The sequence below is a fragment of the Methylorubrum sp. Q1 genome (genome assembly GCF_004683995.1).
Classification (GTDB): Bacteria; Pseudomonadota; Alphaproteobacteria; order Rhizobiales; family Beijerinckiaceae; genus Methylobacterium.
Genome location: NZ_SRHQ01000001.1, coordinates 247,078 through 261,130 on the forward strand (window position 1 = coordinate 247,078; position 14,053 = coordinate 261,130).

General features: G+C 69.3%; 14 protein-coding genes. 2 read left to right on the forward strand and 12 right to left on the reverse strand.

The features are described 5' to 3' along the window. Window positions 1–5: 5 nt before the first annotated feature. Window positions 6–1,013, reverse strand: coding sequence for a WD40 repeat domain-containing protein (locus E4V01_RS00935; protein ID WP_135297085.1), 1,008 nt, complete (start codon window positions 1,011–1,013; stop codon window positions 6–8). Between the two features lie 17 nt (window positions 1,014–1,030). Beyond that, window positions 1,031–1,705: a YoaK family protein gene (locus E4V01_RS00940; RefSeq protein ID WP_060769844.1), complete on the reverse strand. Its 675-nt coding sequence runs from the start codon at window positions 1,703–1,705 to the stop codon at window positions 1,031–1,033. Window positions 1,706–1,972: 267 nt separating this feature from the next. On the opposite strand from E4V01_RS00940, the gene E4V01_RS00945 reads away from it, so the two are divergent. Together E4V01_RS00945 and E4V01_RS00950 are read left to right on the forward strand one after the other, a co-directional pair. Further along, window positions 1,973–2,392: a response regulator gene (locus E4V01_RS00945; protein ID WP_060769843.1), complete on the forward strand. Its 420-nt coding sequence runs from the start codon at window positions 1,973–1,975 to the stop codon at window positions 2,390–2,392. A 34-nt stretch (window positions 2,393–2,426) separates the two neighbouring features. After that, window positions 2,427–2,786, forward strand: a complete 360-nt coding sequence (locus E4V01_RS00950; RefSeq protein WP_060769842.1) for a hypothetical protein — start codon at window positions 2,427–2,429, stop codon at window positions 2,784–2,786. Window positions 2,787–2,791: 5 nt separating this feature from the next. Here the strand turns inward: E4V01_RS00950 and bioD are convergent, their stop codons facing one another. From bioD to ileS, 10 genes are all read right to left on the reverse strand, one after another. Continuing rightward, the gene (bioD, locus tag E4V01_RS00955; RefSeq protein WP_135297200.1) at window positions 2,792–3,469 is read right to left on the reverse strand and encodes a dethiobiotin synthase; all 678 of its coding nucleotides are present in this window, start codon (window positions 3,467–3,469) and stop codon (window positions 2,792–2,794) included. A gap of 206 nt (window positions 3,470–3,675) precedes the next feature. Further along, the gene (locus E4V01_RS00960) at window positions 3,676–4,449 is read right to left on the reverse strand and encodes a ferredoxin--NADP reductase (protein WP_012253769.1); all 774 of its coding nucleotides are present in this window, start codon (window positions 4,447–4,449) and stop codon (window positions 3,676–3,678) included. A gap of 169 nt (window positions 4,450–4,618) precedes the next feature. After that, the gene (locus E4V01_RS00965; RefSeq protein ID WP_135297086.1) at window positions 4,619–5,551 is read right to left on the reverse strand and encodes a ring-cleaving dioxygenase; all 933 of its coding nucleotides are present in this window, start codon (window positions 5,549–5,551) and stop codon (window positions 4,619–4,621) included. Between the two features lie 84 nt (window positions 5,552–5,635). Further along, window positions 5,636–6,043, reverse strand: a complete 408-nt coding sequence (locus tag E4V01_RS00970) for a type II toxin-antitoxin system HicB family antitoxin (RefSeq protein ID WP_135297087.1) — start codon at window positions 6,041–6,043, stop codon at window positions 5,636–5,638. 37 nt (window positions 6,044–6,080) lie between these two features. After that, window positions 6,081–6,284 (reverse strand): type II toxin-antitoxin system HicA family toxin, encoded by a 204-nt coding sequence (locus E4V01_RS00975; RefSeq protein ID WP_135297088.1) that lies wholly within the window; start codon window positions 6,282–6,284, stop codon window positions 6,081–6,083. A 207-nt stretch (window positions 6,285–6,491) separates the two neighbouring features. Next, window positions 6,492–7,775 carry a pitrilysin family protein gene (locus tag E4V01_RS00980; RefSeq protein WP_060769837.1) on the reverse strand — a complete coding sequence of 428 codons (1,284 nt, stop codon included), beginning with the start codon at window positions 7,773–7,775 and terminating at the stop codon, window positions 6,492–6,494. Between the two features lie 153 nt (window positions 7,776–7,928). Further along, the gene (locus tag E4V01_RS00985; protein ID WP_135297089.1) at window positions 7,929–9,311 is read right to left on the reverse strand and encodes a pitrilysin family protein; all 1,383 of its coding nucleotides are present in this window, start codon (window positions 9,309–9,311) and stop codon (window positions 7,929–7,931) included. Window positions 9,312–9,502: 191 nt separating this feature from the next. Beyond that, window positions 9,503–10,207 (reverse strand): hypothetical protein, encoded by a 705-nt coding sequence (locus E4V01_RS00990; protein WP_135297090.1) that lies wholly within the window; start codon window positions 10,205–10,207, stop codon window positions 9,503–9,505. A gap of 163 nt (window positions 10,208–10,370) precedes the next feature. Continuing rightward, the gene (lspA, locus tag E4V01_RS00995) at window positions 10,371–10,889 is read right to left on the reverse strand and encodes a signal peptidase II (protein ID WP_135297091.1); all 519 of its coding nucleotides are present in this window, start codon (window positions 10,887–10,889) and stop codon (window positions 10,371–10,373) included. Next, window positions 10,886–13,861 carry an isoleucine--tRNA ligase gene (ileS, locus tag E4V01_RS01000; protein WP_135297092.1) on the reverse strand — a complete coding sequence of 992 codons (2,976 nt, stop codon included), beginning with the start codon at window positions 13,859–13,861 and terminating at the stop codon, window positions 10,886–10,888. The genes lspA and ileS overlap by 4 nt, the downstream gene beginning before the upstream one ends. Between the last annotated feature and the right edge of the window lie 192 nt (window positions 13,862–14,053).

Genomic DNA, 14,053 nt, shown 5'->3' on the forward strand with positions numbered 1-14,053 from the left:
GGGCGTCAGGCCGGCAGGGTGAGCAGGCCGGCCTGCCCGTCGGCGCAGCCGAAGGCGAGGCGGGCGCCGGCCGGGTCCCAGGCGAGGGCCGAGATCGCGCTGCCCTTCACCGCCGGGCGCACCAGCAGCTCCGAGGCGTCGGAGAAGCGCACCAGCAGCACGCAGCCATCCTCGTAGCCGATCGCCAGAACCGGCGCCTTCGGGTGGAAGGCGACCTGCGAGACCCGCGCCGGCCGCACGCCGCATTCCCGCGGCGCCTTGCCGGTGGGGCCCTCCTTCGAGTCGAACGGCCAGACGATGGCCGCCTCGGCGCCGCTGGTGGCGAGCCACTTGCCATCCGCCGACCACGAGAGCGAACGCACCTTGGCGGGATAGCCCGACATCCGCATGTGGCCGCGATCGGGCTGGAGGCGCCAGCCATGCAGTGCGTTCTCCTGCATGGTCGAGACGACGAAGCGGCCGTCGGGCGACCACGTCACGTCGAGATGCGAGCCCTTCCACTCGATGAATTCGGGCGGCGTCTCGAGGTTCGGATACCAGAGGCTGACGCCGTTGTAGTGGGCCACCGCCAGCCGGTAGCCCTTCGGCGCGAAGGCGAGGCCGCGGCCCGTGGTGGGCGCCGTGAAGGTCTTTTCGCGGCCCTTGGCGTCGCGGGCGGTGACCGCACGTCCCGAGGCGAAGGCGAACGAGCCGTCGCCGTGGAGCGCCAGCGCGTCGATCCAGCCGCCGCCCTTGGCCTGCGCCAGCTCGCTCGACCGGCCGTCCGCCCCCGTCGCGACCACGCGGCCGTCGTCGCCCCCGCTCACGAGCCGGGCGCCGTCGCTGGCCGCCACGAGGATGCTGCTGTCCGGGTGGGCGGGAACGGTCTCGGTCGCACCGTCGCGGGCCAGCAGCACACCGCCATCGGCGAGCGCCAGCGCCAATGTCCCCTTGAGCCAGTGAGCGGCGGTGACGTGGGCGCCGGCCGCGATATCCGCGACGTGGTCGGTAAGGGAGGGAGCGGAGGCGCTCATGCCGGAGGGGTCTTCCTTCAGATCTTGGTCAGCGCCACCGGCGAGCGCCGGTACGCCAGAGTGAACAGGGTCGCGGCAAGGCATAGCCCGGCCGCCACGCCGGCGGGAATCGCCAGGGCTGCGATTCCGAGATGCGAATGGGCGAGCGTGCCCGCAACCGCCCCGACGAGGAGCGAGAGCCAGACCGAGCCGTCGCCGACCCAGCCCAGCCGCGGTCCCCTCCCGGCAAGCGCCAGCGCCGCCTTCTGCCCGAACGCGAACAGCGCGCCCGTGACGAAGGTGGTACCGGCGCGAAAGCCCTGAACATGGGCGAGCACCGCGTTCTGCCCGCCCATGGCGAGCGCCAGGAACAGCGAGGCCACGCCGACATGGGCGTGCTCGGCGGCCAGGGCGACCGCCGCGGTCAGGGCGACGGCTTCCAGGCCGAGCACCGCGGGCGTGACCCAGCGCGGCGGGCACAGGGCGGCGATGGCGCCCCCCGAGACCGCGCCGACGAGGAAGGCGCCGATCAGCAGCGCCGGCAGCACGGCGCCGAGCGGCTCGCCATGGCCCAGCGAGACGGCAAGCTGCGTCGTGTTCCCGCTCATGAGCGAGGTGTAGAGGCCGCCGAGCCGGATGAAGCCGAGCGCGTCCACGAATCCGGCGAGCGCCGTGAGCACGATGCCGAAGCCGATCTGGAAGGGTCGGGTCACGGGGCAGGCACGATCGTTAAGGCGTCCTTCGAAAAGCAGGCGGGCGCGGGGGCGAAAGACGGCCTCATCCGACAAAGGGTTAGGCGTGCCACCACGTCAGGCGCGACTGAAAACAGTTCCTGCACCGTACCGTCAAGGTTAACTGATCGGTTACCAAATGCGCGCAAATCGAAGCAATCACGGTGAACGAGGCCCTTCACGGCCCCGTTGGTCCGGCGATCCGCAAGCTCGGCTGTTGTCCGAGCACGGGTGAGTTGGAGTTCTGCCATGATCCCCTTCGCCTGCATCCCCGCTGCCCTGCCGCCTTTCTCCCTGGCGCGCCACGCCGACACGATCCTCGTGGTCGAGGACGAGTCCTTCGTCTGCGAGCTGGCCGTCGAGGCGCTGCTCGACGAAGGCTACCGGGTGCTGACCGCCGCCGATGCGGAGGAGGCGGAGGCGATCCTGTCGAGCGAGCATGTGGACCTGCTCTTCACCGATATCGATCTGGCCCGCAACACGAACGGCATCGCCCTCGCCCGCAGCGCCCGGCGCAGCCTGCCGCGCCTGCCGGTGGTCTACACCTCAGGCGGCCGCGACGGCCTCTCCGCCGCCGAGGCCGTGAACGAATCGGTGTTCATGCCCAAGCCCTACCGCGCCGCTCAGCTCGTGGCCGTGACCAACGACCTGCTGCGCCACCGCGGCTGAGTTTCCCCGCCCTCAACCCATACGAGACGTGACCATGCGTCGCCTGATCGCCTGCGCCTTCCTGATGCTCGCCGCGATGCCGGCCGCCCGAGCCGAATGCAATGTCGAGGATACCGGGCTCGAACCGACGATCGCGGCGAAGAAAGAGCTTCAGGAAACCAAGAACGCCCAGATCGTGCGCGACCTGCGCACCCTGCGCGACGCCGCGATCGTCCTCGAATCCTACGGCTTCCCGGACGAGTGCAAGCGCCTCGTCGCCATCGTGAAGGATCTGGCCGCCAAGCCCGACGACACGATCAAGCGCAGCAGCGACACAGACGAGGAGAAGGCCGAGGAGATCCAGGAATCCCGCGAGCCGAAGGCGCCGAAGGAGCGCAGCGGCTCCGGCCGGTAACGGCCTCAGACAACCCCGCGAAGGTTTCCCGGAAAATCCCCTCCCCGGCATAGGCAGCCGACCGGCACGCGCGCGTGCCGCGCGATCTGGCCGGCCACCGTCTCGACCGGGACCGGCGCGCCCTCGCTCTCGCTGACCACGATTCCGGCGAGCGGGATGGCGTGCGCCCGCAGCGTCTCGACCGCCGTCAGCGCGTGGCTGATCGCGCCGAGATAGCTGCCGGACACGAGCAGCGCCGGGATCGCTTGAGATTTCAGCCAGTCGAGGCCGGTCGCGGCCTCGGTGATCGGGCTCATCAGGCCGCCGACGCCCTCGATCACCACGGTCTCACCGTCACCGGCCTCGGCCAGACGCGCGCCGCACCACGCGACAAGCTCAGGCAGCGCGAGGCTGCGCCCTTCGCGGGCGGCGGCGAGGTCGGGCGCGAGCGGCGCGGCAAAGCGCCAGGGCGAGCAGGCGGCAACCGTTTCGGGCGTGACAGCGAGCCCCTGGGCCGCGAGCAGGCGCCCGGTGTCACTCTCCGCGAAATCCGGGTGGTCGAGCGGGGGGACGCCGCTCGCGAGCGGTTTCAGAGCCCGCACCCTCCGGCCCTGACCGCGCAGCCGGCGGACGAGGGCGGCGGTGGTGTAGGTCTTGCCGATCTCGGTACCGGCGCCGACGATGAACAGGGCGGGCAGGGACATGGCAGGCAGGGACATGGCGTGCGGATCGCTCCGTTACGAAAACGGCGTTGTCCCCCTGCGCCCTGATCCTGAGGCGCCCGCGACAGCGGGCCTCGAAGGACCGCCCAGTTCCCGCGCGATGTCTGGAACGCCCTTCGAGGCTGCTTCGCAGCACCTCGGGATGAGGGCGTGAGTCGGAGCGACCGGGGCCGGTCGCTCCGCTGGCGCTACTTCTCGACGAAGGCCTTCTCGATCACGTAATGGGCCGCCTCACCGTGGTTGCCCTCCTCGTAGCCGAGGCTCGTCAGCATCTCGCGGGTGTCCTTGATCATCTCCGGCGAGCCGCAGAGCATGAAGCGGTCGTTCTCGATCGACATGTTCGGCAGGCCGATATCCTCGAACAGCTTGCCCGAGGTCATCAGGTCGGTGATCCGGCCGCGGTTGCGGAACGGCTCGCGGGTGACCGTCGGGTAGTAGATCAGCTGGTTGGCGATCATCTCGCCGAGGAACTCGTGCTTGGGCAGGGTCTCGGTGATGGTCTCGCCATAGGCCAGTTCCTGCACCTGACGGCAGCCATGGACGAGCACGACCTTCTCGAAGCGGTCGTAGGTCTCCGGGTCCTTGATGATCGACAGGAAGGGAGCGAGCCCCGTGCCGGTGCCGAGCAGGTAGAGGTTCTTGCCGGGCAGGAGGTTGTCGAGCACCAGCGTGCCGGTCGGCTTCTTGCCGATCATGATCGGATCGCCGACCTTGAGGTGCTGCAGCTTGCTCGTGAGCGGGCCGTTCGGCACCTTGATCGAGAAGAACTCCAGTTCCTCCTCGTAATTGGCCGAGACCACCGAGTACGCGCGCAGCAGCGGCCGGCCCTCGACCTCGATGCCGATCATCGTGAACTCGCCGTTGCGGAAGCGGAACGAGGGATCGCGCGTCGTGCGGAAGGAGAAGAGCGTGTCGGTCCAGTGGTGGACGGAGAGGACGCGCTCCTCGTTGTACTTGCTCATCGGCCGCGGGTTTCCCGATTCTGGAAGCGTCGAAACGGGGCTCTTCTCGCAGTCGCAGCATCCGCGTCAAGACGCAGCGCTGCCACAGCGGTTGGAATGTGACTTTGCCTGGAACTGTTCTTGAATCCGGCGCATGCCTGACCCCGCAGGAGCGCATCGCCGACGGGGCTTACAACGGCTTCAGCCCCGCTTCGATCTCCGCCCGGCGCGGTTCGAGGAAGGGCGGCAGCGCAAGACGCTCGCCGAGCGATTCCATCGTCTCGTCGGTGGCGAAGCCCGGCCCGTCGGTGGCGATCTCGAACAGGATGCCGTTCGGCTCGCGGAAATACAGGCTGCGGAAGTAGTAGCGATCCACGGGACCGCTGGACGGGACGCGGCGCTGCTTGAGGCGGTCGGCCCAGGCCTCGTAATCGGCGTCCGGGATGCGGAAGGCGACGTGGTGGACGGCGCCCGCGCCCTGGCGAGCCGGTGCGCCCGTACCTTCAAGAAGCTGGACCTCCGCGGCGGGACCGCCCTCGCCGGTCTCGAAAACCGTCACCTCGCCCTCGGGCAGTTCGAAGGTCCGGGCGCGGCGGAAACCGAGGACCTGCGTCAGCACCGCTTCGGTGCGCTCGGGCTGCGAGACCGTGAGGCGGATCGGCCCAAGGCCCCGGATCTGGTGCTCGGGCGGCACCGGGCTGCCCTCCCAGGGATGCGCCGGCCCCACGCCGCCATCGTCCACGAGGCTGAGGCGCTGGCCCTCGCCGTCCTCGAAGTCGAGGGTGAGGCGCCCGTCCCGCTCGATCGCCGGATGGTGGCTCACGCCCTGGCGGGCAAGATGCTCGCGCCACCAGTCGAGGCTTCCCGCGCCGCCGACGCGCAGCAGCGTGCGCGAGATGCTGTCGGTGCCGCGCCGCTCGGCGGGTGCTGGCCAATCGAAGAAGGTGATGTCGGTGCCCGGCGAGGCGCGACCGTCGGCGTAGAACAGGTGGTAGGCCGAGACGTCGTCCTGGTTGACGGTCTTCTTCACGAGCCGGAGCCCCAGCACGCGGGTGTAGAAGGCGAGGTTGTCGGCCGCCTGCGCCGTGATGGCGGTGACGTGGTGGAGTCCGGTGAGCTGCATCGCTTGAGGCCTCGCGCGGGGAGCGGGTTCGGCCTCCACCAGATAGGAGGTTCGGGCGCAAGCCCAAGCCGTTGGCGGCGCGGATCAGGCCATCGTGGAGGTCAATCGCGCCTTCGCGGCCCGCGCGAGGAAGCCGGATCGGCTCTCGCCGACGGCCTCGGCTGCGCGGTCGATCCGCTTGAGCAGGCTCTCCTCGACCGAGATGTTCACCCGCACAGCCCGTCCTGGGAGATCGACTTCGATCAAGCCAATCATCGCGTCCCGGCCGTCTTCGACGAAGACGGGGTCGCCGCGCAGTTCTTCGAGCGAACGGGCCCGCGGCACCGGTTCGCCATCCTCGATCAAGCCGCCGACATGGAAGGCCAGCATCTCGGCAGCCTTCCGGTAGAGCTCGTCGAGATCGTCGGCGCCCGTCGTCGCGCCGGGAAAATCCGGGAAAGACGCGCCGTAATTGCCGGCCTCACCGTGAATTAGCATGACGACCCGCGTCATCGGCTTCTCTCTCGTGTTCTTCGAAACAACCCCGCTCTCACCATTCCCAACCCGCCTGCCGGAAGATGCTGCGGAGAGTACCCAACGCCTGCTCGCGGCGCCCGGTATCCAGCGTCACGCGGCCCGGCTTCGCGGGATGCTTGTACTGGACATGGTCACCCGGCCCCTTCCGGGCAACGATCCAACCATCATCGCGCAATCGGGCTATGAGACCGCGCGTTTCCTTGTTGCGATTCGACACGAGAGGTCTCCGCCAGGCCCCCCTGCCTCGCGACTTCGCGAAGTCGCTACTCGCCCTGCATTCTGAACTCCTATCGTTATCGGCTTACCGATACAAGCTTCTTACACAAGAATACACAAGCAAAAATAGGGATTTCGAACATGAAAAAGGCCGGCGACGCGTCTCCGCGTGCCGGCCCCGGCCGTGAGTGGAATTGGTGAAGGGCGCCTACAGTCCCGTGGGCCGCCCTGCGGCGACCACCAGCATCTTGCCGTCGCCGAGGGTGCGGGCGCCGGCCCGGCGGATGTCGGCCTGGGTGACGCTCGCCACGAGGTCGTTGCGGCGGGCGATGTAGTCCATACCGAGACCCTCGAAGGCGATCTGCACCAATTGGTTGGCGATCTTGGTCGAGGTGTCGAAGCCGAGCGCGTAGGAACCGGTGAGGTAGTCCTTGGCCTTCTGCAACTCCTCGTCCGAGGGGCCTTCGGTGATGAGGCGCTGGATCTCGTCGCCGATCACGTCGAGCGCCTCGACCACGCGCTCGTTCTTGGTGGCGGTGTAGCCCCAGGTCATGGCGACCGCGCGATGCGAGGTCAGCGAGGTGCCGACCGAGTAGGCCAGGCCGCGCTTCTCGCGCACTTCCTGGAACAGGCGCGAGGTGAAGGCGCCGCCGCCCAGGATGTGATTCAGCACATAGGCCGGGATGAAGTCGGGGTCGCGCCACGCCACGCCCGGCATGCCGAAGCGGATCACCGATTGCGGCACATCGAGATCGACGACGATGCGGCGGCCGAGTTCGTTGATCGCGGTCGGCGGCACCGGCTTGAGCGGGCCGGCCTCGGGCAGAGCGCCGAAGGCGCGGGCGATCATGCCGGTGATCGTCGCCTCGTCGAAGGCGCCGACCGCCGCGACCTTCAGGCCGCCGCGGCCGATCACGGCGCGGTGCAGGGCCACGAGGTCGTCGCGGGTGATCGCCGACAGGGTCTCGATGGTGCCCGCCGAGGAGCGGCCGTAGGCGTGACCGGGGAAGGCCTCGCGGAAGTAGCGGCGGGAGGCCAGCACACCGGGATCGTTCTGCTGGTAGCGCAGGCTGGCGATCATCTGCGCCCGGACGCGCTCGATCGCGGGCTGATCGAAGCGCGGCTCGGCCAGGGAAAGGGCCAGCAGACGGATCGCCTCGTCGGCATGCGTGAGCAGCGTCTTGAGCGAGCCGCCGATGGAATCGGGGCCGGTGTGGAAGCTCAGCTCGATCGCGCGGGCCGCGAGCGCCTCCTGGAAGGCATCCGAGTCGAGGTCGCCCGCGCCCTCGTCGAGCAGCCGCGCCATCATCTGCGCGGTGCCTGCCTTGCCCTCCGCATCCTGCGCCGCGCCGCCCTCGAAGGTGAAGGAGAGCGCGATCATCGGCACCACCGGCGAGGCGACGTGCCAAGCCTCGATGCCGGGGGCGGCCGCGAGCGGCAACGCCTGGGTCGGCGACGTCGCGGTGCGGGTGCCGGTCTCGGCGAGATTCATCGGGAGTTCCTCAAAGCGTCTTTTCGCAAACGGCGCCGCCACCGGGGGCGGCGCGAAGAATCAGAGTCGTCCTCGTGTCTCTCACAAAACTCCCGCTGTGCTGTCATCGCCAGAACGAGAACGGTCGGAGACCGGGAGTTTTGCGAGGCACTCTCAGGCGATCGCCACGTCCGGGTCGTGCGCCTTCGTAAGGTAGCCGGTCACCGAGCGGGCTGGCACGAGATAGCGGGCGGCAACCGCGACGAGCCGTTCATGGGTGACCGCTTCGATCTCGACCGGCCAGCGGCGTACCTCCTCGACGGTCTCGCCGATGGCGAGCGCCGAGCCATAGATCCGCGCGAGCGAACTCTGCGAATCGGAGGAATAGACCGTCTCGGCTACGAGCCGGATCTTGGCCCGCTCGATCGCCTCCGCGCCGAGCGCCTCGGGGACGCGGCGCAGCACGCGATCGATATGCTCTTCCAGAGCTTCCAGGGTCACGCACTCGGCCGGCACGGCGTAGACGGCAAAGCGCGTGTCATCCATCGCCGAGCCCATGTACCAAGCGCCGGCATTCACCGCGACGCCCATCTCCAGCACCAGCTTGCGGTAGAGGAACGAGGTCGCGCCGCCGCCGATGACCTCGGCGAGCAGTTCGAGCGCGTAGCCCTCGCCGTCGCGGGCCGTCATGCAGGAGGGGGTGAGGTAGAGGCGCTGCAGGGTCGGCTGCTCGACCTTCGGGTCGGCCACCGCGATCCGACGCATCGCCCGCGGCTCCGGCTCGCGCGGGCGGGTGCGCAGCGGCCGCGCGCCCTGCGGCGTCACCCGGCCGTAGGTCTCCTCGGCCAGACGCCGCACCTCGTCCGGCGTCACGTCGCCGGCCACCACGAGGATCGCGTTCTCGGGGGTGTAGAAGCGCCTGTAGTAGTCGATGGCGTGAGTGCGGTTCAGCTCCTCGATCTCGTGCATCCAGCCGATGATCGGGATGCCGTAGGGATGGTGCACGAACAGCGAGGCGGCCATCGCCTCGGAAAGCTGCGCCGACGGATCGGTCTCGACCCGCATCCGGCGCTCCTCCAGCACCACGTCGCGCTCGGGCGCCACCACGGCGTCGTCGAGGACGAGGCCGCTCATCCGATCGGCCTCGAAGGCCATCATCGTCGAGAGGTGATCGCGGGCGACGCGCTGGAAATAGGCGGTGTAGTCGTAGCTGGTGAAGGCGTTCTCCTGGCCGCCGAGCGACGAGACCGCCTTCGAGAAGGCGCCGGCCGGGTGCCGATCGGTGCCCTTGAACATCAGGTGTTCGAGGAAGTGGGCGATACCGGACTGGCCGATCGGATCGTCGGCCGAGCCGTTACGGTACCAGACCATGTGCGTGGCGACCGGCGCCCGGTGATCGGGCACCACCACCACGTCGAGCCCGTTATCGAGCACGAAGGCGGAGACCTCCGGGCCGCCGGCCTCGGAGCGCCCGAACGGGGCGGCGTCCACACGGCCGGCGTGATTCAGGCCTCGCTGCGGTCCCACGGGCGCGATGGCCTTCCGGTAGAGGTGCATCCCACTTTCCTTATGCGGGGGCTCTTCCGCCCTCCGCGCTTTCCGTCCCAAGAATCCCGGCATTGTCCCGTGATCGGTCGCCGGTGGCAAATCCCATACCGCGCGGCGTGTCCGCGCGGTGACGGTCCATCCGGATGCTGGGCGCCTTCGCCGACCCGCCGAGATCGACGGAACCGGGCGGAGGCCGGCTCTCAGCGCCCGGACGAATTTCTCATATAGGCACGCGGGTCGGCCTCTTCACGGTCGCTGATCGGACCACCGACAGGGCCGCCCTGCGGTTTGGCGACCTTGATCGGCGCCTTGCGATAGCCGGTGGGCGGATCGGTCAGCGTATCGCGGTCGGGCTCGACCAGCGACGGCTCGGTCCTGTCAGGCGTGCCCTTGAGCAGTTCGAACGGGTTGAGCCAGGTCGAATCGCGGGTGTCGCCCTGGCCGGGTGCGTTCGCCGGCCCGGTGAGCGCCCCGGCGCCCGCGCGGCGGCCGGCCTCCATCTCGTAGACCGAGAGCGTCTCGTTGTTGTCGTTCATGCGGCCCTGCGCACCGCGCACGATCGGCTTCTTCGCCTCGATGGCGGCCCGCTCGCGCTGGACAACCTCCGGATCCTTCGGCCAGGCCGGATCGGCCTGGCGGGTCCGGGGCGGGGGCAGGCCGGCGGTCAGATCCTCCCGGCCGCCGAGCTTGGGCGGCATCGCGAGCGGTGCGCGCTCGCGATAGGTGATGGCGGGACGGTCCGGCTCGATCAGGCCGAGATTGCTCAGCGTGTCGCGCATGAATTCGCCCTCGGCGCGGGCCGCGCCGACGGCGAGGCCGGGCAGCAGGGCCGCGCCCAATGCCGTTCTCAAAGCCAGAGGACGGATCGATCCGAAAGCCCGCGTGACGCTGCGCCGCCCGTTCATGCCGATTTCCCCAAGGCTACGGACCGGCCCCGCCCGCTTTTGATCCGGGGCGGTCAGCCGGACGGCGTTTCATCGTGAATCGCGCGTCGAGCCCACGCAAACCGAGGTGAGCCGGGTTTCGGGCGAAGGTATGGCACCCTGACGCGGACGGATGCGCCGCGCCTCAAGCCTGGGGACGACCGCCGTTCCCCGCGACGTCCGTGGACGGAGAAGAGCGCTGGGTCGGCCGCAGGCTGTCGAGGATCAACCCGATCACGCCCGCGACGATGGCCGCATCCGCCACGTTGAACACGTACCAGGACCATGTTCCCGCGTGCAGGTGGACGAAGTCGAACACGGCCCCGTAGGCCGCCCGGTCGATGGCGTTGCCGAGCGCGCCGCCGACGATGAGGCCGAGGGCCACCGCGAGCAGCCGCGAGCCGGCCCGATACATCCACACCGACAGGCCGAGGGCGGCGGCGAGCGAGACGGCCACGAGCAGCCAGCGCCCGAACCCGCCCTCCTGCTGGAACAGGCCGTAGGACACGCCCCGATTCCACACCACGACGAAGTCCGCGAACGGCGCCAGCCGCCAGGGCTGCGTCATCACGAGGTCGGTGCCGAAATAGAGCCAGAGCTTGGAGGCCTGATCGAGGACCAGCGTGGCCAGCAGCGCGATCAGGCCGGAGCGGAAGGCGGTCACGCCGCCTCCGGATGGGCCGCGTCCCACTCCCGCAGGGCCCGGGCGTCGCGCGGCGTCACCTCGGGATAGTCGGGATCGCTGCCGACCTCGGGCGTGACCCGCCAAGAGCGGGCGCATTTGATACCCTCGGCCCGCTCGGGCACCACGGCCACGCCCTTCACCTCGTCGAGGCGGAAGGCGTCGGCCGGGCCCTCGCCGGCACGGACGGTAATCGCCGAGGTGATGCAGGTATCGGCAAAGTCCACGCCGTCGAGCGCGCCGAGCAGATCGGAATCCGACACGTAGACGGCCGGCGCCGCCTCGAGGCTGGCGCCGATGCGCTTGGCCGCGCGCTCGATCTCGAGCGCGCCGGTAACGACGCGACGGACCTTGCGGATCTTCTGCCAGCGGGCGGCGAGCGCCTCGTCGCGCCATTCGGCGGGCGTCTCGGGCAGGGTCTGGAGATGCACCGAGCCGTCCTGCGACGGGTAGCGGTCGAGCCACGCCTCCTCCGCCGTGAAGGCGAGGACGGGGGCGAGCCAGATGACGACCCGGCGGAAGGCCTCGTCGATGACCTGAAGCGCGGCGCGGCGCGTCACCGAGGAGATCGGATCGCAGTAGAGCGCGTCCTTGCGCACATCGAAGTAGAAGGCCGAGAGGTCGCCGGTCATGAAGCCGTTGAGCAGCGCGACGATTCGCTTGGTGTCGAACGCCGCGTAGGCGTCGCGGATCTCGCCGTCGAGTTGCGCCAGACGATGCAGGATGAAGCGCTCCAGCTCCGGCATCTCGGTGAACGGCACGTCGTCGCCGGGCACCCGGTGGGCGAGCGAGCCGAGCATCCAGCGGAGCGAATTGCGCAGCTTGCGGTAGGTCTCGGCGAAGGTTTTGACGATCTCCGGGCCGATGCGCAGATCGTCGGAGTAATCGGCCGCCGCGACCCAGAGGCGGAGGATGTCGGCGCCCGATTCCTTGATGACGTTCTGCGGCGCGACGACGTTGCCGCGCGACTTCGACATCTTCTCGCCCTTGGCATCGAGGACGAAGCCGTGGGTCAGCACCACGTCGTAGGGTGCGTGCCCCCGCGTGCCGCAGGATTCGAGCAGCGAGGACTGGAACCAGCCGCGATGCTGGTCGGAGCCTTCGAGATACATCACCGTGTCGGAGCCGCCGTCCACTGCCCGGCGGATGCCGGCGAGGCCGGGGAAGGCTTGCGCGTCGTCCAGCACGAAGGCGTGGGTCGAGCCGGAATCGAACCAGACGTCGAGGACGTCGGTCACCTTCTCGTAATTCGCCGGATCGTGATCGGGCGCAAGGAAGCGCTCGGTGGCGCCGTCCGCAAACCACGCATCCGCGCCGTCCTGCGCAAACGCTTCGGCGATGCGGGCATTCACCGCCGCATCGCGCAGCACCTTCCCGGTCTCACGCTCGACGAAGACCGTGATCGGCACGCCCCAGGCGCGCTGGCGCGAGACCACCCAGTCGGGCCGGCCCGCGACCATGCCGTTGATGCGGTTTTTTCCTTGCGGCGGCACCCACTGCGTCTGCTCGATGGCGTGGAGCGCCGTCTCGCGCAGGGTGCGGTTGCCGAGCGAATCCACCGTCCGGTCCATGGCGATGAACCATTGCGGCGTGTTGCGGAACAGGACCGGCTTCTTCGAGCGCCAGGAATGCGGGTACTGGTGGCGCAGAACCCCGCGGGCGACCAGCGCGCCGACTTCGGTCAATGCTGCGATGAGCGCCTTGTTGGCGTCGCCCTTGTCGCCCTTGGCGGTGAAGACGAAGCGGCCGGTAAAGCCCGGCGCTTCCTCCGTCAGCCGGCCGTCGGCATCGACGGTGTAGGGGATGCGGGTATCGATGCCCGCTTCCGTGAGGCGGCGGCCATTGGCCATCCAGACCTCGAAGTCCTCGCGGCCGTGGCTCGGCGCCGTGTGGACGAAGCCGGTACCGGCCTCGTCGGTGACGTGCTCGCCCTCCAGCATCGGCACGGGGAATCCGTAGCCGGAATCGAAGGTGCTCAGCGGATGCGAGAGGGTGAGGCCGGCAAGGCTCGCCGACGGCACGTCGGCCACGCGCTCGAACGCCTCGACGCGGGCGGCCTTGAACACGCCCTCGGCGAGCGCATCGGCGAGCAAATAGGTATCGCCGACCTTCGCCCAGTTGTCCTCGGCCGCTTGCGTGACGCGGTAGAGCCCGTAGGCGACGCGCTTCGAATAGGCGACGGCGCGGTTGGCCGGCAGCGTCCAGGGCGTGGTCGTCCAGATCACGACGCGGGCGCCGGCCAAGTCCGCCGGAGCCCCGTCGCGGATCGGGAATGCCACGAACACCGTGTCGCTGACATGCTCCTCGTACTCGACCTCGGCCTCGGCGAGCGCGGTCTTCTCCACCACCGACCACATCACCGGCTTCGAACCGCGGTAGAGCTGGCCGGAGGCGGCGAACTTCATCAGCTCCGCTGCGATCCGCGCCTCGGCCGGATAGGCCATGGTCGAGTAGGGATGATCCCAATCGCCGGTGACGCCGAGGCGCTTGAACTCCTCACGCTGGATGTCGAGCCACTCCGCGGCAAATGCCCGGCATTGCTGGCGGAATTCCAGCACCGGCACCTCGTCCTTGTTCTTGCCCTTGGCGCGGTACTGCTCCTCGATCTTCCACTCGATCGGCAGGCCGTGGCAGTCCCAGCCCGGAACGTAGTTCGCATCGCGGCCGAGCGCGCCCTGCGAGCGGACGACGACGTCCTTCAGGATCTTGTTGAGCGCGTGCCCGATATGGATGTTGCCGTTGGCGTAGGGCGGACCATCATGCAGCACGAAGCGCGGGCGGCCCTTCGCGGCGGCGCGGATCTTTTCGTACAGGCCGATGTCTTTCCAGCGCTCCAGCAGGAGCGGCTCGCGGGTGGGTAGCCCCGCGCGCATCGGAAAATCGGTCTTCGGCAGGAACAGGGTCCGCGAATAGTCGCGGGCGGCCACGGGGGCGGCGTCGGTCTGGTCGCTCATGGCGGGGTTCGGCAGGGCTCTCGTCGCGGGGACGGTCGAAGGAAAACGGGCGGACGCGCTTCACCCGGCATCCGGCGCGGCCGCTGAACGCGGCGCCTACGCGGAGGCCGGGCCCGTAATTCGCAGCGGAATGTGCATGAGGCCGAACATGGAGCGCTTCTAGAGCGCCCGCCCGCCAAGGGGAAGCCGCTT

Coding starts and splice junctions, on each gene's coding strand:
- E4V01_RS00980 (WP_060769837.1), bottom strand. CDS start 7,775: ATGAATCTCGCCGAGACCGGCACCCGCACCGCGACGTCGCCGACCCAG.
- E4V01_RS00945 (WP_060769843.1), top strand. CDS start 1,973: ATGATCCCCTTCGCCTGCATCCCCGCTGCCCTGCCGCCTTTCTCCCTG.
- E4V01_RS00985 (WP_135297089.1), bottom strand. CDS start 9,311: ATGCACCTCTACCGGAAGGCCATCGCGCCCGTGGGACCGCAGCGAGGC.
- bioD (WP_135297200.1), bottom strand. CDS start 3,469: ATGTCCCTGCCCGCCCTGTTCATCGTCGGCGCCGGTACCGAGATCGGC.
- E4V01_RS00960 (WP_012253769.1), bottom strand. CDS start 4,449: ATGAGCAAGTACAACGAGGAGCGCGTCCTCTCCGTCCACCACTGGACC.
- E4V01_RS00950 (WP_060769842.1), top strand. CDS start 2,427: ATGCGTCGCCTGATCGCCTGCGCCTTCCTGATGCTCGCCGCGATGCCG.
- E4V01_RS00970 (WP_135297087.1), bottom strand. CDS start 6,043: ATGACGCGGGTCGTCATGCTAATTCACGGTGAGGCCGGCAATTACGGC.
- E4V01_RS00990 (WP_135297090.1), bottom strand. CDS start 10,207: ATGAACGGGCGGCGCAGCGTCACGCGGGCTTTCGGATCGATCCGTCCT.
- E4V01_RS00965 (WP_135297086.1), bottom strand. CDS start 5,551: ATGCAGCTCACCGGACTCCACCACGTCACCGCCATCACGGCGCAGGCG.
- ileS (WP_135297092.1), bottom strand. CDS start 13,861: ATGAGCGACCAGACCGACGCCGCCCCCGTGGCCGCCCGCGACTATTCG.
- E4V01_RS00935 (WP_135297085.1), bottom strand. CDS start 1,013: ATGAGCGCCTCCGCTCCCTCCCTTACCGACCACGTCGCGGATATCGCG.